The 21,241-nt window shown below is 69.0% G+C and carries 16 protein-coding genes; 9 read left to right on the top strand and 7 right to left on the bottom strand.

Annotation, left to right across the window (positions count from 1 at the left end; all coding sequences use genetic code 11):
* The 5 genes from ACFQ4O_RS01995 to ACFQ4O_RS01975 form a co-directional block, all read left to right on the top strand.
* Positions 1-625, top strand: a 625-nt coding sequence (locus ACFQ4O_RS01995) for an OB-fold nucleic acid binding domain-containing protein (protein WP_378773959.1), incomplete at its 5' end; no start/stop codon positions are given.
* Positions 626-988: 363 nt separating this feature from the next.
* A complete protein-coding gene (locus tag ACFQ4O_RS01990; RefSeq protein ID WP_378773958.1) occupies positions 989-2,185 on the top strand; it encodes a hypothetical protein in 1,197 nt (398 codons plus the stop codon).
* Between the two features lie 246 nt (positions 2,186-2,431).
* A complete protein-coding gene (locus tag ACFQ4O_RS01985) occupies positions 2,432-2,941 on the top strand; it encodes an RNA polymerase sigma factor (RefSeq protein WP_378773957.1) in 510 nt (169 codons plus the stop codon).
* A gap of 93 nt (positions 2,942-3,034) precedes the next feature.
* Positions 3,035-3,973, top strand: a complete 939-nt coding sequence (locus ACFQ4O_RS01980) for a FecR family protein (protein ID WP_378773955.1) — start codon at positions 3,035-3,037, stop codon at positions 3,971-3,973.
* Positions 3,974-4,101: 128 nt separating this feature from the next.
* Entirely contained in the window at positions 4,102-6,609 is a 2,508-nt protein-coding gene (locus ACFQ4O_RS01975; protein WP_378773954.1) for a TonB-dependent siderophore receptor, read from the top strand.
* A 358-nt stretch (positions 6,610-6,967) separates the two neighbouring features.
* Here the strand turns inward: ACFQ4O_RS01975 and ACFQ4O_RS01970 are convergent, their stop codons facing one another.
* From ACFQ4O_RS01970 to ACFQ4O_RS01945, 6 genes are read right to left on the bottom strand one after another with little or no spacing between them, the layout of a single operon-like run.
* A complete protein-coding gene (locus ACFQ4O_RS01970) occupies positions 6,968-8,923 on the bottom strand; it encodes a MacB family efflux pump subunit (protein WP_378773953.1) in 1,956 nt (651 codons plus the stop codon).
* A gap of 10 nt (positions 8,924-8,933) precedes the next feature.
* Positions 8,934-10,154 (bottom strand): efflux RND transporter periplasmic adaptor subunit, encoded by a 1,221-nt coding sequence (locus tag ACFQ4O_RS01965; protein ID WP_378773952.1) that lies wholly within the window; start codon positions 10,152-10,154, stop codon positions 8,934-8,936.
* On the bottom strand, positions 10,147-11,349 hold the full coding sequence (locus ACFQ4O_RS01960; RefSeq protein ID WP_378773951.1) for a multidrug effflux MFS transporter: 1,203 nt from the start codon (positions 11,347-11,349) through the stop codon (positions 10,147-10,149). The genes ACFQ4O_RS01965 and ACFQ4O_RS01960 overlap by 8 nt, the downstream gene beginning before the upstream one ends.
* 28 nt (positions 11,350-11,377) lie before the next feature.
* Entirely contained in the window at positions 11,378-12,862 is a 1,485-nt protein-coding gene (locus ACFQ4O_RS01955) for an efflux transporter outer membrane subunit (RefSeq protein WP_378773950.1), read from the bottom strand.
* Positions 12,859-15,993 (bottom strand): efflux RND transporter permease subunit, encoded by a 3,135-nt coding sequence (locus ACFQ4O_RS01950; RefSeq protein ID WP_378773949.1) that lies wholly within the window; start codon positions 15,991-15,993, stop codon positions 12,859-12,861. Before ACFQ4O_RS01950 ends, ACFQ4O_RS01955 begins: the two co-directional genes overlap by 4 nt.
* A gap of 3 nt (positions 15,994-15,996) precedes the next feature.
* Complete coding sequence (locus ACFQ4O_RS01945) at positions 15,997-17,214, bottom strand: efflux RND transporter periplasmic adaptor subunit (protein ID WP_378773948.1); 1,218 nt, start codon at positions 17,212-17,214, stop codon at positions 15,997-15,999.
* 115 nt (positions 17,215-17,329) lie between these two features.
* On the opposite strand from ACFQ4O_RS01945, the gene ACFQ4O_RS01940 reads away from it, so the two are divergent.
* The 3 genes from ACFQ4O_RS01940 to ACFQ4O_RS01930 all read left to right on the top strand — a co-directional run bounded on the left by ACFQ4O_RS01940 (position 17,330) and on the right by ACFQ4O_RS01930 (position 19,796).
* Positions 17,330-17,926 (top strand): TetR/AcrR family transcriptional regulator, encoded by a 597-nt coding sequence (locus tag ACFQ4O_RS01940; protein WP_378773947.1) that lies wholly within the window; start codon positions 17,330-17,332, stop codon positions 17,924-17,926.
* Positions 17,927-18,167: 241 nt separating this feature from the next.
* On the top strand, positions 18,168-18,458 hold the full coding sequence (locus tag ACFQ4O_RS01935) for a hypothetical protein (RefSeq protein WP_378773946.1): 291 nt from the start codon (positions 18,168-18,170) through the stop codon (positions 18,456-18,458).
* Between the two features lie 228 nt (positions 18,459-18,686).
* The gene (locus tag ACFQ4O_RS01930; RefSeq protein WP_378773945.1) at positions 18,687-19,796 is read left to right on the top strand and encodes a tyrosine-type recombinase/integrase; all 1,110 of its coding nucleotides are present in this window, start codon (positions 18,687-18,689) and stop codon (positions 19,794-19,796) included.
* A gap of 91 nt (positions 19,797-19,887) precedes the next feature.
* Here ACFQ4O_RS01930 and ACFQ4O_RS01925 read toward each other — a convergent pair whose 3' ends face one another.
* A complete protein-coding gene (locus ACFQ4O_RS01925) occupies positions 19,888-20,133 on the bottom strand; it encodes a helix-turn-helix domain-containing protein (protein ID WP_378773944.1) in 246 nt (81 codons plus the stop codon).
* Positions 20,134-20,289: 156 nt separating this feature from the next.
* Between ACFQ4O_RS01925 and ACFQ4O_RS01920 the strand changes: the two genes are divergently transcribed.
* On the top strand, positions 20,290-21,237 hold the full coding sequence (locus tag ACFQ4O_RS01920; RefSeq protein WP_378773943.1) for a helix-turn-helix transcriptional regulator: 948 nt from the start codon (positions 20,290-20,292) through the stop codon (positions 21,235-21,237).
* The last annotated feature ends 4 nt before the right edge of the window (positions 21,238-21,241 follow it).

Here is a 21,241-nt window from a genome sequence, read left to right as displayed (position 1 = left end):
CGCCGCGCTCTGGGCCGCGCGTCGCCTGCCGGACGCCGAGCCGCTGCCGCTGTTCGCGGCCGCGCAGGCGAGCGACGTGGGCGAGGAGCCGGACGCCCGCCTGCCGACCCTGACGCTCGGCGCCCAGGTGGAGGCGGACTATCTGTCGACGCGGCTGTCGCTGAAGGGGCATCCCATGGGGGTGCTGCGCCCGATCTTCGCCAAGGAGGGCGTCGCGGCCTGCGCCGAGGCCGCCGCCGGGCCGGACGGCGGCTTCCGGCGCGCGGCGGGCGTGGTTCTGGTGCGCCAGCGGCCGGGCAAGGGCAACGCGGTCTTCATCACGCTCGAGGACGAGACCGGCGTGCTCAACGTCATGATGTGGGCGCGGGTGTTCGAACGCTTCCGCCGGGAGGTGATGGCCGCCCGCCTGCTGCTGGTGGAGGGGCGGCTTCAGAAAAGCCCGGAAAACGTCGTCCATCTCATGGTCGACCGTGCGTTCGACCGCACGGCCGACCTGCGCCGGCTGTCCGACGACGCCGGCCCGCCGGACGGGCGCGCCCCCATCGCCGCGCCCCCGCCGCCGCGCGGCGTGTCCGGACACCCCCGCAACGTCCGCATCCTGCCGCCGTCCCGGGATTTCCACTGACCCGCCGCGCCGCCGTCCGGCCCCGGCTTCAGCTTCCGGCCCGCTCACGGTTTGACAGCCGGCAAAGAACGGAAGCCTGAAAACGCTCGTGCGGGGAGGCGGGAGATATGACGTCCGGCTGTACCCGCCATGAGGCGCGATCTGATGCGCGCGCTCGGCTTGGCCGCCGCGCTTCGGGAAGCGGAGGCGATCACCCGGGCGTCTCCACATCGTGACGCGTCGCCGGACATTCTGTTATGAGCCGCATCTGAGCCGAGGGCGGATCGCCACGAAATGACGACTGACGCCGAAACATCATCGGTCGACCCACGCGAGAACATGTCGCCGGCGGACGCTCATGGAGCTGCGGATCGCGTCCGCACCATGACGCTCGCACGCATCGTGACGCTCTACGCTCCTGACGCGATGTTCTTCGGCTTTCTGCTGACCGTCGTGCCGTTCCAGTTGCGCCTCGAAGGCGGCGGAGCGGCGTTGTCGGCCGCCGTGAGCTGGATCGCGCTTCCGCTGGGCTTCGCGTTCCTCTGGGCGCCCTTCGTCGACGGGCGGTCGCTGTTCGGCCTGGGGCGGCGGTCCGGCTGGGCGAGCGTCTGCCAGGTCTCCGCGGGCCTGGCCTTCGCAGGGACCGCGCTCGCGTTTCAGCTCATGCCGGAGCGCGCCGGGCCCATGGCGGCGCTTCTCCCGAGCCTCATCGCCGCGTTCCTGTTCGCGACCCGCAACATCGCGCTCAACGCGTGGATTCGCGAAAGCGTGCCGATGAGCGACGTGGCGATCGCGGTCGGCGTTCGATGCGGCGGCGCCGCGGTCGGAAACTGGCTGGGCGCGGGCGCGCTCTCCGGACGCTTCGAGATGATCGGATGGTCCGGCGCCTTCTGGGCGCTCGCGGGCGCGACGCTCATGTCCGCGGTCGCGCTCTGGCGGTTGCCGGGGCAGTCGCGTCAGCCTGCGACTGAAGACGCCGTCGGGCTCGCCGCGACGATCTCCGGAATGCGCGACAGGCCGGGGGTCGTCCGGCGAGCGCTCTCCGTCGCGACGCTGTCGGCCGTCATGGCGCCGCCCGCAGCCCTTGGCGTGGTCGTGTTCGCCGACAAGGGGTTCACCTCCGAGCAGCTCAGCTACGCGACCGGCTATGCGGGAGCTGCGGCCGCCGCGCTTGGAGCCTTCGCGGGCGGAAAGCTCGCCAGAATGTTCGGGCTCGGTCCGATGCTGGTCGCGGCCGCCTTCGCTCAAGGGGCGCTCTGCCTTGCCTGGGCGGCCTTCGCGGCGTCGTCCGCCGAGGGGCTCTATCCCGTCGGCCTGTCGCTGACGGCGGCGCAGTACGGGCTGTTCGCCATGATGGCGTCTCTCTGGCTCACCGCGGTGATCCAGATCGCCTCGCGCGAACGCGCCGCGACGGAGCTCGCGCTGCTGAACGCCCTGCTGCTGCTCGCCGGAACCTTCGCGCCGACGCTCGCCGGGACGTTCGCGGATCTCGCGGGAAGCGTGCCGCTCACCCTCGTGGCGCTGGCCGCGCTCGCGAGCGCCACGGCCTTGCTGGCCCCGACGGTCGCAGGTCGCTCGTAACCTGCCTCAATGTTGTAATCTCGCCACAAATCGCGACAGAACATCCGAATTTTGAATTCATCTAATGTAGGGCCGACCTGAGCCTGCGGCGTGGAACCGATGTCGCTCTTGAGAGAGAGCCCGATCCTCCGTGCAGCTTAGAATTCCTATAAGATATTGATTTGGTTGATCTGTTTTCGATTTTTGTTTTTCTGGACCGGTTGCGGGCGGGACTGAATCCCGCTCGATGCCAAAAGGTTCGGGACTATGGACGCGGCGGCGATCGACGCGCTGCATCGAAGCGAGGACGCCAGGCTCCAGCGCTTCCTGCTCAAACGGCTGGGCGACGCTTCGGACGCCGCCGACGCCGCGCAGGAGACCTATCTGCGTCTGGTCCGGGCGCTTGGCCGAACCGAGATCGAGCATCCGCGCATCTTCCTGTTCTTCGTGGCGCGCAATGTCGCGATCAACCTCGGCAGGCGCCGGCGTTTCGAGAAGGATCTGTTCCGCTCGCTGTCGGACGACGCGCTGGGAGAACTCTCCGACGGTCAGGCCCGCACCGAAGCGCAGGTGATCGCGCGCCAGCAGCTCAAGCTCGTCGCGGCCGCCATCGACGAACTGCCGCCACGCTGCCGCGAGGCTTTCCTGCTGAGTTCATTCGACGGACTGTCGAACGGGGAGATCGCAGCCCGAATGGGCGTCAGCCGCAACATGGTCGAGAAGCATCTGATGAAGGCGCTGCTTCACACCCGCCGCCGCTGCAGCGACTTTTTCTGAAGTCCGGACGTCAGGACCTGATCGCGTCACCTGTCTTCTTCAGGAGGACGGGACGTCCCACCAGCTGACGCTCGCCGCGCTTCGAGACGGATCATGACCCAAGGCACGCCTCCGGATCCTCCTGAGGACGAGGACGATCCGGTCTACGAACAGGCCGCGCTTTGGGTCGCGCGGCTCTCTTCGGCGGATGCGAGCCCTGAGGACCGTCAGGCGTTCGAGGCGTGGCGCGCGGCCGATCCCGCGCATGCCGACGCTTACGCCGAGATGGACGAATGGCGGCGCACGATGGGGCGCGCGCCCGATCCGCGCCGACGCGGGAGCCGACTTCCCAAAGGGCTCGCGGTCATCGCCGTCATCGGGCTCGCTGGACTGCTCGCCGATCGGCACGGGCTGATCGACCGCCTTCAGGCCGACGCCTGGACCGGCGTCGGCGGCTTCGAGACCGTGACGCTCGACGACGGCAGCCGGGCCGACCTCAACACCGACACCGCTCTCGCCGTGCGGTTCACGCCGCAGGAGCGCGGCGTCGAACTCCTGCGCGGCGAGGCGGTGTTCGACGTGACGCCCGACCCGCGACGCCCGTTCGTGGTCCGCGCGCATGGCGTCAGCGCGCGCGCCGTCGGCACCCGTTTCTTCGTGCGCGCCGACGGTGACGCTCCGGTCGGCGTCGCCGAGGGCCGCGTCGAGGTGTCGACGTCGGACGGCGCGGTGGAGATCGGGGCCGGCGAGGTCGCGTCCGCGATCGGGGGCCGTGCGCCTCGGATCGAGAAGGCCGACGTCGCCGAGGCGATGGCGTGGCTGGACGGCAGGCTGGTCGTGTCCGGACAGCCGCTGTCCCGCGTCGTCGCGGAGCTCGATCGCTACCGTTCCGGGCGGATCGTGGTGCTGGACGGCGCTCTCGCGAACCAGCGTTTCAGCGGAACGCTCGACATCCGCGACACCGACGACGCGCTCGACGTGCTGGCCGCGAGCATGCGGCTCAGCGTCACCCGCGTGACCCCGTTCCTGGTGCTGATCCGGCCGGGCTCCTGAGGGCGAATTTCTTTCGGGCGCGACGTCAGGAGCGCGGGCCTTCGTCTGTCTATCCGATCAGGGACCAGACGGCTGACGGCGCGATGGCCCATTCCGGAATGAGCGGGAGCTTCAAAATGGCGCGCGAAATGCGTGACGCATGGCGGCTTGGCGCAGCGGCGGGTCTGTCGCTGCTGGCGACGGGGCACGCGTTTGCGGCGGAAAATCAGGCCGCCGCCGACACGCTTCCCCGCGCGGTCGCCCGCAACGCGCCCGAGGGCGTCCCGACCGCTCCCATGCGTGTCTTCGTTGCGGCCGGACCGCTCGAGGCGGCGCTCAACGCCCTGTCGAAGCAGACGGGCCTGAAGCTCGCCTATCCGACCGATATGGCCGAGGCCCGGAACACGCGGGGCGTCGACGGCGACTTCCGGCCGACCGAAGCGCTCAGCCGGGTTCTGGCGGGTACGGGGCTCACCTATCTGCCGGCGGGCGACGCCACGATTACGCTGGTCGATCCGCGTTTCGTTCGTCTCGACACCACGTCCGAGAGCGCGACGACGCTGGACGAGATCAATGTCGAGGGACGCGGCGCCGAGGCCGGCGCTCCGCCCCCGACCGGCGTGGTCGGCCGCCCGCCGGCGCCTTACGCCGGCGGGCAGGTCGGCTCCGGCGCGCGGCTCGGCATGCTGGGCAACCGCTCGGTGTTCGACACGCCGTTCAACATCGCGGGCTACACCGACAAGCTGATCCGCGACCAGCAGGCGCAGGGGCTGATCGACGTCATCGAGAACGACCCCTCGGTGCGCGCCGCCTCGTCGCTCAGCGACGCGCCGGGCTCGACGCTCTATGTCCGCGGCTTCGAACTCTATCCGCTCGACGTCGGCTTCGACGGCCTTTTCGGCGTCACCGACATCCGCCGGCCGCCGCTCTACAACATCGAACGCGTCGAGGTGCTGAAAGGCCCGAGCACGCTGGTCAACGGCGGCGCCCCGAACGGCGGCGTCGGCGGCGCCATCAACCTGATCCCGAAGCGCGCAGCCGACGAGCCGCTGACCCGGATCACGCCGTTCTTCCATTCGAAGGGCACGTTCGGAACCGCCGTCGACGTCGGCCGCCGGTTCGGCGCGAACGGCGAATGGGGCGTGCGCCTGAACGGCGTCCTGCAGCGCGGCGAGACCTCGGTCGACAAGGAGAAGCTCGATCTCGGCTTCGGCTCGATCGGCCTCGACTATCGCGGCGACCGCGCCCGCTGGTCGTTCGACCTCGCCTATCAGGACACCGATTACGACCGGAATCGGACCTTCATCGAGTGGTTCCCGACCAACCCGACCGACAAGATCCCGGACGCGCCGAAACTGTCCAGGAACCTCGGTCACCCCGACGAATTCCAGCGCATGAAGACGCTGATGGGCGCGACCCGCTTCGAGTACGATCTGACGGAGAACACGACGGTCTTCGCCGGCTTCGGCGTGGCCGACACGTCCGAAAACGCCTTCGCAAGCTACAAGACGATCACCTCGGAGACCGGTGAGTTCAGCAATCTGTTCGTGCGGCGCGTCACCGACTACCGGACCTACGCGGCCGATGTCGGCGTGCGGACGCGGTTCGACACGGGCCCGGTCAAACACGAAGCCAGCATTTCGGCGGCGGGCTTCTGGACCAAGACCGAGTTCCCGAAGGCGCTGCAGTTCCTTCCCGGAGGCTCCGGCAGCCTCGACAATCCCGGCGGCGTGACGGTTCCGGACTACACGGACGATCCGAACGGAGCCCGCTTCAACTCGCAGGAGTACCGCAGCGTCGGCATCGCCGACACGATGTCGATCCTCGACGATCGCGTCTCGTTGACGCTCGGCGGTCGTTTCCAGGAACTCGCAGCGAAGAACTACAATTTCCGGCCGGGCGGCGCGAATTACGGCGAGCTCGCCTCGAAATACCGGGAGTCCGAGTTCACGCCCGCCGTCGCCCTGGTGGTGAAGCCGCTGGAACGCCTCTCCGTCTACGGCAACTATGTCGAGGCGCTGATTTCGCCGGCGGCCCCCGCCGGCGCGCTTCCCGGTCCTTCGCTTCCGCCGCTCGTGGCGAAGCAAAAAGAAATCGGCGTAAAGTACGATTTCGGCAGCTTCGGCGCCTCCCTCGCTCTGTTCGACATCAAGCGGCCAAACGCCGGCTTCGTCGCAGGAGCCTTCGCGGCGGACGGCTTCAAGCGGAACCGGGGCGTCGAGGTCAACCTGTTCGGCGAGCCCATGCCCGGCCTCAGGCTGACGGGCGGCGTCTCGTTCATCCGCGGCAAGCTGCAGGACACCGCGACGGGCGTCGCCGACGGCAATGTCGCGCCGGCGGTCCCGAGCTTCGCGCTCAACCTCTATGGCGAATACGATCTGCCGCCGTCGCTGCTCGACGGGCTGACGGTGACGGGCCGCGTGATCCATACGTCGAAGCAGTATTACGACAACAACAACGACTACAGCATTCCGGCCTGGACGCGCTTCGACGCAGGTCTGCGCTACAGTTTCGAGGGCTCCTGGGGCAAGCCCGTCACGCTGCGCGCCAATGTCGTGAACGTCTTCGGCAAGGACTACTGGTCCTCGACCGGGGTTGGACTGCTGTCGCTCGGGAGCCCGCGGACGCTGCTGCTGTCGGCCCAGTTCGATTTCTAAGACGCCGGCGTCATCAGCCGATACCTCGACGACGATCAGGCCGCGCAGTCCTCTAATCGGCCCCGGCCTGAGCCCGTCATTGAGGTTGTCGCGACAGCGCTCGATCACGGCTTCCGATGTTCGGGACAGCCTTGGGGCCGCCGAGATAGTGGGCGTGGAGGCGGCTGCGGCCTTTCAACCAGCATGAGGTCAGAGCTTCGCCACAGCAGGCGGAGATCACGAAGCCGCGCGGCGGGAAACCCTCGCGCGGATCCCTGCGGGCAGGAACCTTCGCGCCGCCTGTCCGGCGATCCTGCTCGGCCTGCCAAGGTCTCCAGCGAGACACGCGGCTCGCGTCTCGACGCGCGACGCCGTCACTTTACTCACGGCTGAGCGCCGCTACGGGGTCGAGACGGGCGGCGTTGCGGGCGGGGACGAAGCCGAAGACGATGCCGATCACGCTCGAACTCACGCAGGCGGCGACGATCGAGGTCCAGGAGTAGACGAAGGCGTAGCTCGACCCGAGCGCCGTGGCCCCGACGCCGAAGGCGAGCGCCAGCCCGACGCCGGCGAGGCCGCCCAAGAGGCAGACCAGCACGGCCTCGATCAGGAACTGCCGCATGATGTCGGAGCGGCGCGCCCCGACCGCGATGCGGACGCCGATCTCGCTGGTGCGCTCGGAGACCGAGACCAGCATGATGTTCATCACCCCGATGCCGCCGACGATCAGCGAGATCACCGCGATCGCCGCGATCAGCAGCGCCAGCGTGTTGGTGGCGCTGGTGATGGTCTGGCGGATGTCGTCGGTGTTGAGGACGAAGAAGTCCTGCGCGCCGTGGCGTTGCTCCAGCAGCGCGGTGACGGCCTGTTCGGCGATGGCCGGGGTGGCGTCCTCCGCCACGCGCACGGTGATGCTGCGCAGCGAGCTCGAGCCCAGGAACCGCGCCTGCACCGTGGTGTAGGGCAGGTAGAGCGACAGGTTGGAGCTTGAGCCGAAGCCGCCCTGCTGCGGCTGCGTCACGCCGATGACGCGCGCCGGCGTCGTGCCGATCAGGATGATCTGCCCGACCGGGCTGCCGGAGAAGCCCTTGAACAGCGTCTTGCGGGTGTTCTCGTCGATGACGACGTCCAGATCGCGCCGCCGGACGCTCCAGGCGTCGAACAGCCGCCCTTCCGCGAGCTTCACCCCGCGCACCGTGAAATACTGGTCGCCGACCCCGTTCACGAGCGCGCTCGCCTCCACGTCGCCGAAGCGGGTGGGCTTGCTGGTGGAGACCGTCGGCGTCACGCCCGCGACGTAGGGCTGGCGCGCGAGCGCGTCCGCGTCCGCGACCACCAGGGTCTGGATGCGCGAGGAGCGCACGTCGCCGAAGCTGCGGCCGGGGAAGATCTCGAGCGTGTTGGTGCCGAGGCTGGAGATGTCGGACAGCACGCGTTGGGTGGAGCCCTGCCCGAGCGCGACCACGGAGACCACCGAGGCCACGCCGATGATGATCCCGAGCATGGTGAGCAGCGCCCGCATGCGGTGGGCGTTCATGGAGCGCAGCGCCATGGCGAAGGACTCGCGCAAGCGGTCGGCGAGCGAGCCGAAGCGGCTGGCGCGCCGGGGCTCGTCGCGCGGCGCGCCCGGCGCGCGGGCCGGGGTCGCGCTCCGTCCGCTGTCCGAGATCACGACGCCGTCGCGGAACTCGATGATGCGCCGGGCGCGCTCCGCCACCGCCCGGTCGTGGGTGACGATCACGACCGTGCGGCCTTGCGCGTTCAGGTCCTCCAGAATCTGCAGCACCTGCGCGCCGCTGACGCTGTCGAGCGCGCTGGTGGGCTCGTCCGCCAGGATGATCTCGCCGCCGTTCATCAGCGCGCGCGCGATCGAGGCGCGCTGCTGCTGGCCGCCGGACAGCTCGCGCGGGCGGTGGTCCGCGCGCTCGGCGAGGCCGAGCCCGGCGAGCAGGTCATGGGCGCGCGCCTGCCGCTCCTCCCGGCCCGCGCCGGCGTAGATCGCAGGGATCTCCACGTTCTCCGACGCCGTCAGATCGGGCAGCAGGTGGTAGCGCTGGAAGATGAAGCCGAAGCGTTCGCGCCGGAGCTCCGCGGCCTCGTCGGGCGCGAGCCGCGCGGTCTCGCGGCCGTCGACGCGGTAGCTGCCCGCCGTCGGCCGGTCGAGCAGGCCGAGAATGTTCATGAGCGTCGATTTGCCCGAGCCGGACGCGCCCATGATGGCGACCATCTCGCCGGCCTCGATCGTGAGGCTGACGTCGCGCAGGACGGTCAGCACGCCGTCGCCCGACGGATAGTCCTTGCGCAGGTCGCGGATCTGGATCAGGGGCTCGGCCATCGCCACCGCCTCACATCATCGGGGGCGGGCCGGGCCGGCGCCCGGACGTGGACGTGGCGGAGGCCTCTCCGGTGACGACCCGCTCGCCTTCGGTAAGGCCTTCCAGCACCTCGGCGTTGGCCTCGTCGCGCGCGCCGACGCGCACCCGGCGCCGCTCCAGCGCGCCCGACGCCGTCTGGACGCGCACGGCGTAGACGTCCCCGGCGCTGCGGTCCGTCAGCGCGGCCGTGGGCGCCGCCAGCACGCCTCTCGCCTCCCGGATGACGATGCGCACCTGCGCCGTCATGTAGGTCAGAAGGCGTCCCTCGGGGTTCGGCACGTCGAACACGCCGTTGTAGTAGATCGCCTCGGAGGAGGACGACGCCGACGAGGACGACGACACGGACGACGACGACGAGAAGCTGGAATCGGAGGTGATGGACTCCGGCGCCGGCTCGATGAAGGCGAGCCTGGCCTCGTAGCGGCGGTCGGGGTCTCCGAGCACGGTGAAGTAGACGCTCTGCCCCGCGCGGACCCGGGTGACGTCCACCTCCGAAATCTCGGCGCGCACGCGCATCACGTCGGTGCGGCCGAGAATGACGATGGTCGGCGCGGACTGCGCGGCGTTGACCGTCTGGCCCTGCTGGGTGACGACGGCCAGCACCACGCCGTCGATCGGCGCGGTCACGCGGGCGTATCCGAGATTGACCTCCGCGGTGGCGACGGCCACCTCCGCCTCGGCGATCTGGGCGTCCAGCGCCTCGATCTGCGCCCGGGTGGTCCGCACCGTGGAGAGGGCGGATTCGTACTCGTCGCGGGAGCTGGCGCGCAGGGCGAGCGTGTTCTCCTGCCGCTTCAGCGCGGATTCGGCGTAGGCGAGAGTTGCTTCGCGCTCGGTCTTCTGCGCCTTGACGTTTGCGACGGAGGCCTGGGCGGTCTTGAGCGCGTTCTGCTGCGTGAGCGAGTCGATCTCGGCGATCAGGTCTCCGCGCTTCATGGCCTGCCCGACGGTCGCGTGCAGCGTCACGAGCCGTCCCGAGGCCTGCGCGCCCACCGCCACTAGCTCGACCGGCTTGACCACGCCGGAGGCGAGCACCGTCTCGTCGATGTCCGCGCGCGAAACCGGCGAGGTCATGACGGTCGCGACCGGCGCGTCCGAGGCGCGCGTCCAGAACAACCATCCGCCGCCGGCCAGCGCCAGCGCCAGAACCACGACGGCCCAGCGCCGCCCACTTTTGCGCGCCTTAGCCACGGCTGCGCCCTCCCAGAAGCCAGACGGCGAGCGCGGCGAGGCCGCACACGAAAATCGCGACGGTCATCGGATAGACCGTGCCGTTGTGGAACGCCCCGACGACGGCGCTGACGAGGCCGGCGAGGGCGAATTGCGTGACGCCGATCAGAGCCGAGGCGGCTCCGCGGTGGTCGCCCGCCTGTCCGAGCGCGATCGCCATCGTGTTCGCGCCGACGATGGGCGTGGCGGCGATCGTCAGCCAGAGCATCGCGACCAGCGCCGGCAGCGGAGCGATGGCGCCGAAGGCCGCAAGAGCGGCGCCGCCGAGCGCGCCGAGCGCAAGGGCCGCCGTGACGATGCGGGCCGGCGACGCGACCCTGAGCAGCGCGCCGTTCACCGCGGCGGCCGCCACCATTCCGCAGGCGTTGAGCGCGAACAGCCAGCCATAGCTGCGTTCGCTGACGCCGTGGATCTCCATATAGGCCTCGGACGAGCCGGTGATGAAGGCGAACATGCAGGCGAAGCTCAGGCCGCCCGCAAGCGTCGGCGCGGCGAAGGCGCGTCGCCGCAGCAGGGATCCGAAGGTCCGCAGCGTGTCGGCGAACCGCAGGCGCCGGCGCTCCGCCGGCGGCAGGGTCTCCGGAACGAGCCGCCATGCGAGCGCGAGGCAGAGCAGGCCGAACGCGGTGAGAAAGACGAACACCGCGCGCCATCCGCCGGCGGCCGCCACATAGCCCCCGAGGATCGGCGCGAGGATGGGCCCAAGGCCCTGCACCAGCATGAGAAAAGACAGCGCGCGGGCGGCGTCGCGCTCGACGAACAGGTCGCCGATGATCGCCCGGCCGATCACCATGCCGGCGCAGCCTCCGAGCGCCTGCAGGAACCGCAGCGCGATGAAGCTCGGCATGTTCGGCGCGAACAGGGCGAGCGCGCTCGCGGCGGCGAACGTCGCCACGCCCGCGCAGAGCGGACCCTTGCGTCCGAAGCTGTCGATCAGCGGGCCGTAGGCGATCTGCCCGACGGCGAGGCCGAAGAAGAAGATCGACAGGCTGAGCTGGGCGTCGCCGAGCGTGGCCCCGAAGCTCGCGGCGATGTCCGGGAAGCTTGCGAGATACATGTCGGTCGCGAACGGCGCGAAAGCGGCGAGCGCCGCCAGCGCCGCGATCAGGCGGACGAACCGCGCCGGCGGCCGGGCCGCCGAAAGGTCGGATGTCATGTCAGGCCTTCAGGTCGTCGTCGCGCGCTTATCGCCGGGAGGCGGCGAGCCGCGGCCCGCCGGCTCCGTCGACCACGTCGGGGCGCGACGGGTCGACCGGCCGGCCCCAGCCGCCGCCGAGCGCCTTCTGCAGCGCCACGTAGTCGGTGGCGGAGTTGACGCGGCTCTGCAGCAGCGAGTCCTCGGCGGTGTAGAGCGAGCGCTCGGCGTCCAGCACGTCGAGGAAATCGGACGTGCCCGCGCGGTAGAGCTCCCGCGAGAGCCGGGTCGCCTCCCGGTAGGCCGCGGCGGAGGTCGCGAGGCGGCCGGCGCGCTCCCGCTCCTTGCGGAGCGAGACGATGGCGTTCTCGACGTCCTCGAGCGCGGTCAGCACGGACGCCCGGAAGGCGACGAAATACTGATCGCGCTGGGCCTTCGCCACGTCCACCGCCGCCCGCAGCGCGCCGCCCTCGAACAGCGGCACGTTGACCGACGGCCCCCACGACCAGCCGATCGTGGACCTCTTCGCCAGATCGCCGATCCGGGCGCTGGTGGTGGAGATGGAGCCCGTGAGGCTGACGCTCGGATAGAGCGCGGCCTCCGCCTGTCCGATCTTGGCGGTGTACTGGGCGAGCCGGCGCTCGGCGAGGCGCACGTCGGGACGCGTCAGCAGCACGTCGGCGGGCACGCCCGCCGCCGGCAGGCCGCGCGGACTGGGGATCGGCCGGACGGCGGCGAGCCGCGGCGCGAGCGCGGTCGGCGGGCGGCCGGTCAGCACGCTGAGGCGATGGACGGCCTCGGCGAAGGAGGCTTCCAGCGACGGGATCTCCGCCGAGGTCGCCGCGGCGAGGCCGTTGGCGTTGGAGACGTCCACGGCGGAGGAGGAGCCGGCTTCGAACTTCTGGCGGGTGAGCTGGGCGGTCTCCCGCTGGGAGGCCGCGGTGCGCCGGGCGAGCGCCGCGCGCGCCTGATAGCCGCGCGCCTCCACGTAGTTCTGCGCCACGTCGCCGATCAGGGTCAGCAACGTGGAGCGCAGCTCCTCCTCGGCCGCCTGTTCGCCGTAGACGGCCGCCTCTACCTCGCGGCGGGTTCCTCCGAACAGGTCCGGCTCCCAGCTGGCGTCGAAGCCGGCCTGGAGGGTGGTGGTGAGCGAGGATCCGCCGCCGGCGCTCTGGCTCGATGGCGTCTTCGTGCGGGAGCCGGCGGCGCCGCCGTCCAGCGTTGGGAACAGGCCGCCCTGCGCCTGCCGCCTGGAGGCGCGGGCCTCGCGGATCGCGGCCTTGGCGGACGCCACGTCCAGATTGCCGGCGACCGCCTCCTCGATCAGCGTGTTCAGAAGGGGGTCGTTCAGATTGCGCCACCATTCGGCGAGCTGCGGGCGGGCCGGGCGCTGGGTCGCGGGCTCGGCCCCGTAGCGCGCCGGAAGCGCGAGCGACGGCGGCCGGTAGTCGGGGCCGACGGCGCAGCCGGCGAGCGTGAGGGCGAGAGCCGCCGCGACCGTCGACCGGCCCGCGCGCATCGTTGAGACAGTCATCGGTCAGCCCCCGAGGCCTGGACAGTGGCGGCCGCCTTCGCGCCGGGGAACACCCGCCGCACGGCCACGTAGAGAAGCGGCGCGAAGAACACGCCGAGGACGGTCGAAGCGATCATGCCGCCCATGACGCCGACGCCGATCGCGTTCTGCGCCCCGGCGCCCGCGCCGCTCGCGATCGCAAGCGGCGTCACGCCCAGAATGAAGGCGAAGGACGTCATGAGGATGGGGCGCAGCCGCTGGCGCGCGGCCTCGAGCGTCGCCTCGCCGAGGCTCAGGCCCGCGGCCTGACGCTCGATGGCGAACTCGACGATCAGGATGGCGTTCTTGGCCGCAAGCCCGATCGTGGTGAGCAGGCCGACCTTGAAATAGACGTCGTTGGACTGGCCGAACAGCGTCGCCGCGGCGAGCGCGCCGAGCACGCCGACCGGCACCGTCAGCATCACGGCGAAGGGCACGGACCAGCTCTCGTAGAGCGCGGCGAGGCACAGGAACACGACCAGCAGCGAGATGGCGTAGAGCGCCGCCGCCTGATTGCCGGAGATCTTCTCCTGATGCGACAGGCCGGACCATTCGTGCGCGTAGCCGGCGGGCAGGTCCGCCATGATGCGGTCGATCTCGTCCATGGCGTCGCCGGAGCTCACGCCGGACGCCGCGGAGCCCTGGATCTCGACCGCCGAGGAGCCGTTGTAACGCTCCAGCCGCGGCGACCCGAAGCTCCATGCGCCGGTGGCGAACGCGGAGAACGGCACCATCTCGCCGTTGGAGTTGCGCACATACCAGAGGTTCATGTGCTCCGGCTGCATGCGGAAGCGGGCGTCGGACTGGACGCGCACCGTCTTGACGCGGCCGCGATCGATGAAGTCGTTGACGTAGGCCCCGCCCCAGGCGGTGGAGAGGGTGGTGTCGATGTCCGCCAGATCGAGGTCGTAGGCGCTCGCCTTCTCGGAATCGATCTCCACGGCGTATTGCGGCGTGTCCTCCATGCCGTTGGGCCGGACGCCGGACAGGACGTCGCTGCGCCTGGCGGCTTCGGCGATCAGCCGGTCGCGCGTGGCGATCAGCGCCTGATGCCCGGCGCCGTTGATGTCCTGAAGGTAGAAGCTGAACCCGGCGTTGTTGCCGAAGCCCTGGATCGCCGGCGGCGCAAGAGCGAACACCTGACCGTCGCGAATGGAGGCGAACGCCGCGCGCGCCCGGCTGGCGACGGCCGAGGCGGACAGGTTCTCGTCCGTCCGGAGAGCGAAGTCCTTCAGGCGCACGAAGGCGATGCCGACGTTCTGCCCCGAGCCGCCGAACCCGAAGCCGACGCTGGAGAACACGCTGTCCACGGCGTCCTTCTCGTTGGTGAGGTAGTGCTCCGTCACCTGGTCGAGCGCCTTGCGGGTGCGGTCCTCGGTGGCGCCGGACGGCATCTGCACGGCGGTGATCAGCAGGCCCTGATCCTCCTCCGGCAGGAACGAGCTCGGCAGCCGCAGGAACAGCCAGCCCGTGGCGACGCCGACGACGAGAAAGGCGACGAGCCCGAACGCCATGCGGCGCAGCAGGACGCGCACCCCGCTCTGATAGCCCGAGGCCAGGCGGTCGAAGCTGCGGTTGAACCAGCGGGCGAGCCCCTTCCGCTCCCCGTGGCCGCGGGCCTTGAGCATGGTGGCGCACAGGGCCGGCGTGAGGATCAGCGCGACCAGCGCCGACAGCGCCATGGCGGTGACGATGGTCACGGAGAACTGGCGATAGATCACTCCGACCGAGCCGGAGAAGAACGCCATCGGCACGAACACGGCCGACAGAACCAGCGCGATGCCCACCAGCGCGCCGGTGATCTCGCCCATGGACTTGACGGTCGCCTCCTTGGGCGAGAGGCCTTCCTCATCCATCACGCGCTCGACGTTCTCGACCACGACGATGGCGTCGTCGACCAGCAGGCCGATCGCCAGAACCATCGCGAACATCGTCAGCGTGTTGATGGAGTAGCCGAACAGCGCCAGCACGCCGAAGGTGCCCAGCAGCACCACGGGCACCGCGAGCGTCGGGATCAGGGTGGCCCGAAGGTTCTGCAGGAACACCAGCATCACCACGAACACCAGCACCACCGCCTCGATCAGGGTGTGCACCACGGACTCGATCGACAGCCGCACGAACGGCGTGGTGTCGTAGGCGTAGTGGACCTCGACGCCGTCCGGGAACGTGGCCTTGAGCCGTTCGATGGTCGCCTTCACGCCCTCCGCCGTGTCGAGCGCGTTCGCTCCGGTGGCGAGGTTGATGGCGAGGCCGGCCGTGTTCAGCCCGTTGAAGGACGCGTTGGTGGTGTAGTCCTCGGCCCCGAGCTCGACGGTCGCGACGTCGTTCAGACGGACGACCGAGCCGCCGGACTCGCTTTTGAGAATGATGTTCTCGAACTGCTGGGGCGTCTGCAGCCGGCTCTTGGCGGTGATGGTGGCGTTGAGCTTCTGGCCGCGCGCCTGGGGCAAGCCGCCCAGTTGCCCGGCGGAGACCTGGGTGTTCTGCGCCTCGATCGCCGCGGTCACGTCGCTCGGCATCAGCGCGTACTTTTGCAGCTTGGCGGGATCGAGCCAGATCCGCATGGCGTAGCCCGATCCGAAGATCTGGGTGTCGCCGACGCCCTCCACGCGCTTGATCGTGTCGTTGAGCGTGGAGTCGATGTAGTCGGCGAGGTCGACCGAGCTGAGCCGCCCGTCCCGGGAGACGAAGGCCACCACCAGCAGGAAGCCGCCGGTGGATTTCGTGACCGTGAGCCCGTTGTCGCGCACCGCCTGCGGAAGCTGGGACTCGACCAGGTTCAGCTTGTTCTGCACCTGCATCTGCGCGACGTCGGGGTCGGCGGCGGTGGTGAACGTGAGCGTGATCTGGGCCGTGCCCGTCCAGGTGGACGTGGAGGACATGGAGTCCAGGTTGTCGATCCCGGTCATGCCCTGCTCGATCACCTTGGTGACCGAGTTCTCGATCGTCTCGGCGTCGGCGCCGGAATAGGTCGCGGTGACGCGCACCGTCGTCGGCGCGATCTCCGGATACTGCGAGATCGGCAGCGACCAGATCGCCAGAAGACCGGCGAGCATGACCACGATCGCCAGCACCCACGCGAAGATGGGGCGTTCGATGAAGAAGCGGGACATGGCTCAGCCCTTCAGCGCGGCGTCGCGGACGTCGCCGGTGGCGTCGTCGACCGTGACCGGGTCCGCCGTCACCTCCTGACCCGCGCGGACGTTCTGCCCGCCCTCCACGATCACCCTGTCGCCGGCCTTGAGCCCGTCGGTCACCAGCCACTGATTGCCGACGCTGCGGTCGATCGCGAGCACGCGCTCCTCGACCTTGCCGTCGGGCGTGACGACCTTGGCGGTCGCCTCGCCCTTGGTGTTGCGGCCCACCGCCTGCTGGGTGACGAGGATGCTGTCGGCGGCGACGCCCTCCTCGATGATCGCGCGCGCGTACATGCCCGGCACCAGCAGCCGGTCCGGGTTGGGGAAGGCGGCCCGCACGGTGAAGGTGCCCGTGGTCAGGTCGACGTTCGCCTCCGCGAACTGGAGCTTGCCGGTGTGGCCGTAGGTCGAGCCGTTCTCGAGAATCAGCTTCACGTTCACGTCTGGGCCGTCGGACTTCAGCCGGCCCGAGCGGATCGCCTCCCGGAAGCGCAGCAGATTGGTGCTCGACTGGATGACGTCGACGTTCACCGGATCGAGCGTGCGGATGGTCGTCAGCGCCGTGTCCTGGCTCGCGGTGACGAGCGCGCCGGGCGTGAGCGAGGACGCGTCCGCGCGGCCCGTGATGGGCGCGCGGATCGTGGTGTGGTCGAGGTTGATCTTCGCGGTCGCGACGTCGGCCTTGGCGGCGGCGACGTCGGCTCTGGCCTGGGCGAGGGTGGCGACGGCGTCGTCGAGGTCCTGCTTCGAGACGGCGTTGGAGCGGGCGAGGCCCTGATAGCGCTCGACCTTGGCCTGCGCGCTCGGAACGGCGGCGTCCGCCTTCTGCTCGGCGGCGAGGGCGCTGTCATAGGCCGCCTGATAGCTCGCCGGATCGATCTGGTAGAGCGGGTCGCCCGCCTTGACCTCGCTGCCTTCCTTGAAGATGCGCTCCCGGATGATGCCGCCCACCTGCGGCCTCACCTCCGAGACCAGCGAGGCGCTGACCCGACCCGGAAGCTCCGCCGTGATGGCCACGGAGCGGGCGTCGAGCGTCACCACGCCGACCTTCGCCCGCTCCACGCTCGGAGCCTGGCCGCCGACCTGCGCGCCCTGATCGCAGGCCGCGGTCAGCAGGCCCAGCGCCAGCGCCGCCGCATGGGCCGCGCCCCGTGCGGATGCGGCCAAGGGTTGACGTGGGCGAGCCAGATACGACATGTATAAAACACTTCTGTACCGAAACAATGTGGTACCGATATATTTGATGGCCGCCCCCTGTCAATCCGCTCCGCCCCCGCCGGCCTGCGCCAAACGGCCGCCCGGCCGTCCGCGCGTGAGCGAGACGGCGCGCCGCGCGTCGCTGATCGCCGCGGCCCGGGATCTGTTCATGGAGGGGGGCTACGCCGCGCTGTCCACCAACGCCGTCGCCGCGCGGGCGAAGGTCTCGAAACGCTCGCTCTACGAGGCGTTTGACAGCATCGACGCGCTGTTCGCGGCCGTCGTCGCCGATCACAGCGGGGAGATGCTGCGCATCCCCCCCGACGACGACATGCCGCTCGATGAGGCGCTGGTCTACATCTTCCACGTCGACATCGGCGAGGAGGACGACGAGCGGCGCCACGCCTTCCTGCGCGCGGCGACCCTCGACCGCGAGCGCTTTCCGCAGGTCCACGCCACGATCATGGCGAAAGGGCTGGAGCCGTCCCGCAAACGTCTGGCGGACTGGCTGGCCGATCAGGCGCGCAAGAACCGCATTATCGCGCCGGAGCCCGAACGGCTCGCGCGCGTGCTCATGGACCTCGTCATGAGCTCGTCGGTGTTCCATCCCGGAAGCCGGGAGGCGTGGCCCGACCGCCGCCAACGCGCCGACCACATCCGCTACTGCATCCATGTGGCGCTGGACGGCGTCCGGGCGCGGCCCGGTCCGTAAGGCCGGCGCGGCATGGCCTTGCGCGCTGAACAACGCTCATCGGACCTGACCTTTGGGGGCCATCTGCAAATCGCTTACGCATCTGGCTGATCTTGTTCGGCATTGAGCTTGCCGGCGATGGATGGCGCTATGAGCGAGCTGTTCTGGCGTCGGGGAGGGAGGCTCATGCATGAGGGTGCGGGCGTCCTGTTTGTCGAGCCTCCCGACCGCCGCTTCCCGCACATACTTGGTGATCAGGTCCATGCTCACAGGCCGGGGCGGTCGTGCCTGCGCCAGTGGCGGCCAGGTCGTTCTCGGCGGCGTCAAACAGGGTGTTGGTTCGCGCCTCTTCGATCGCCCGGAGCTTCTTCGCTTCCGCGAGCGTGGCGACGCCGAACGCCTTTATGACGTGGGCCCGGCCGATGATGAAACGCAGGGGGAAAGGCGCCCGGCGACGGAAACAACAGCGGTCGCCGAGCTTCAGGAGGCCGCGCGCGCAGGCACGTCGGTCAGACCCGTTTGCGCCAAGAACGAGACCAACAGCGCTATCTGAGTGTCGGAAAATGCAGCGATCCTAAATGGATCAGCGCTTCATCGAGAGGCTGGTGGAGCCGAGGTCCGTCGACCTTCCGTTCTCCGACGTCCGCCCCCATCTTCGGACGTCTCGGAAAGCCTAACGATCGCAACGCGTTCTCTCTGCGGTCGTATTTCGGCGTCCGCCGACGTTTCGTACAATCCGCTCCCGCCGCTAGGGAAGCTGCTAGGGAAGGCCGGCTCGAACATGGCGAAGACGCTCAACCGGCTGTCGGCCCGCTTCGTGAAGACCGCGACCGAGCCGGGCCGCTATGCGGACGGCGGCAATCTCTATCTGTCCGTGTCGCCCACCGGCGCGAAGAGCTGGGTCTTCATGTACCGGCTCGATCGCCGGCAACGAGAAGCGGGACTCGGCTCGGCCCAAAGCCTGTCGCTCGCGGCGGCCCGAGACGTCGCCCAGCGCATGCGCGAGCAGCTCGCCCAAGGCCACGATCCGATTGCGGCGCGCGACGCGGACCAGCGCCCAGCCGTGCCGAAGTTCGGTGACTTCGCCGACCAGTTCGTCACGAACATCGAAAGCGAGTTCCGAAACGAGAAGCACATTTACCAATGGCGGCAGACGCTCGGCCCCGCCTATTGCGCCTCTATCCGAAACAAGAAGGTCGACGAGATCACATCCGACGACGTTCTCCGCATCCTACAACCGCTATGGGCGACGAAACAGGAGACAGCGTCGCGCCTCCGGGGACGGCTTGAACGCATCTTCGACTCCGCCCGCGCGAAGGGGCTGCGGACCGGCGAGAACCCGGCGACCTGGAAGGGCAACCTCAAGGAACTCTTGCCCGCTCGACAGAAGCTCCAATACGGCCACCAGCCGGCCCTACCCTACACGGATGTGCCAGCCTTCGTCGGACGCCTTCGCGAACGAAAGGCGACGACGGCCCTGGCGCTCGAGTTTCTGATCCTCACTGCCGCACGAGCGAACGAAGTGTTCGGAGCGACGTGGAGCGAGATCGACATCGACAATCGCCTCTGGACCGTTCCGGCAGCCCGCATGAAGCGGGGAAAACAACACAGCGTGCCGCTGCCGAAGCGCGCCCTCGCAATCCTTCAAGAGGTGAAACTCATCCGACAGACGCCAGAAGGGAGCGCCTTCGAACGTGGCCTTCGCCCAGCTCATCAAGCGCATGGACGAGGCCGGCTTCGTGCCGCACGGCTTCCGATCTTCATTCCGCGACTGGTGCGGCGACTGCACGAAATATCCGCGAGAGATCGCCGAAGCGGCCTTGGCCCATGCGATCGGGAACGCAGTCGAACAAGCCTACCGTCGACGGGATGCGATCGAAAAGCGCCGTAAGCTGATGGACGATTGGGCGCGCTACATCGAGTCGAAAGCGGCGAACGTCGTGCAGTTCAAACCGGCGGAGACGCGCGCATAGAACCCTTCGTCAGGATGCCTTGACGGCTACGACCTCACGAAGGCCGTCGAACGGATCGAAGCCGATCGTCTCGGCAAGCGCCAAATACTCGATGACGTCGATTCGCCGCTCGTTCCGCTCGATGTCGGCCACATAGGATTGCGGCCGCCCGAGCCGCTCGGCGACGGCGGCCTGCGTAAGACCAGCCTCTTTCCGCGCTTCGACGAGGACTTCGCGTAGGCGGGCATAGCGGGGCGAGCGGAGATCGCGTGACAAAGGGGTGTCCGCCGAACGAGTGCGGACACGCGAGTAATCGGCTTTTCAGATAATCGAGATTTGGGATAACGTCGGCTTCGGCAACGGGGTTGCCTCCAGCCACGCTGAATGATTGTTTTTCTGAAATAACGCAACTTAATGGAGCATTGGCGGTTCATGCGGCTTGAGAAGGTCAGCGCCACGCTCTCTCTCGCCCGCGAACTGGCAAGCGACTCCGAAGGCCTGACGATCGACGACATAAGCGCGCGCTTCGCCGTCTCGCGCCGTACGGCCGAGCGCATGCGGGACGCCGTCGAAGCCACGTTCGGGCCACTGGATCGAATCGAAGACGGCCGCCGCATCCGTTTCCGCATCGCCGCCGGTGGCCTCGGCCGTTTCGCCACTGCGCCGACCGCGGCCGAAATGGCCGAACTGATCAATCTCGCCCGCGCGACCCGAGCCCGCGACCCCGCTCGCGCCGAGCTGCTCGAAAGCCTCGCCGCCAAGATCGCCGCCGCGTTGCGGGCTCCGGATCGCCGCCGCCTCGCGCCGGATATCGAAGCGCATCTCAACACGGAGGTCTGGGCGCACACCCCCGGGCCAAAGATCGCCTGCGAGCCGGCCGTTCTACAAGTTCTTCGCGAAGCGCTGCTGAAATCGCGAGCTGTGCAGATCGAGTACCGGCGCGTCGGCGAGAATGACGCCAGATGTTATCGATTGACCCCTCTCGGACTGATATTCGGCTCGCGTCATTATCTCGTGGCGGCGTTCTCGAACAATAAGCACCCTCATCTTCTGAGATTGGACCGTCTTGTATCGGCCAGAACGACACATGACGCCGGCGACCGTCCCAAATTTTTTGACATAAGAGCCTATGCGGAGCGCTCTTTCGCGGTTTTCCAAGAAGCTCCCCACGACATCGAAATCGTCTTTCCAAGGGCTTCGGCGATCGAAGCGCAAAGGCATTCATTTCATCCAGGACAAACCACGGAGGCGAACACGGACGGCAGCCTGACCGTCGCATTCAGCGCTGGCGGCGTTCTGCAATTGAAGCGCTATTTGCGCGATTATCGGCACGAGGCACCCCAGTTTCATATTCGCACAAGGCTACCGGAGAAGGGCTGAGGCG

The sequence above is a fragment of the Methylopila musalis genome (genome assembly GCF_042679725.1).
GTDB classification, from domain to species: Bacteria; Pseudomonadota; Alphaproteobacteria; order Rhizobiales; family Methylopilaceae; genus Methylopila; species Methylopila musalis.
Note: the sequence above shows the minus strand (reverse complement) of the source record. Positions and strands in the feature narration are given on the sequence as shown.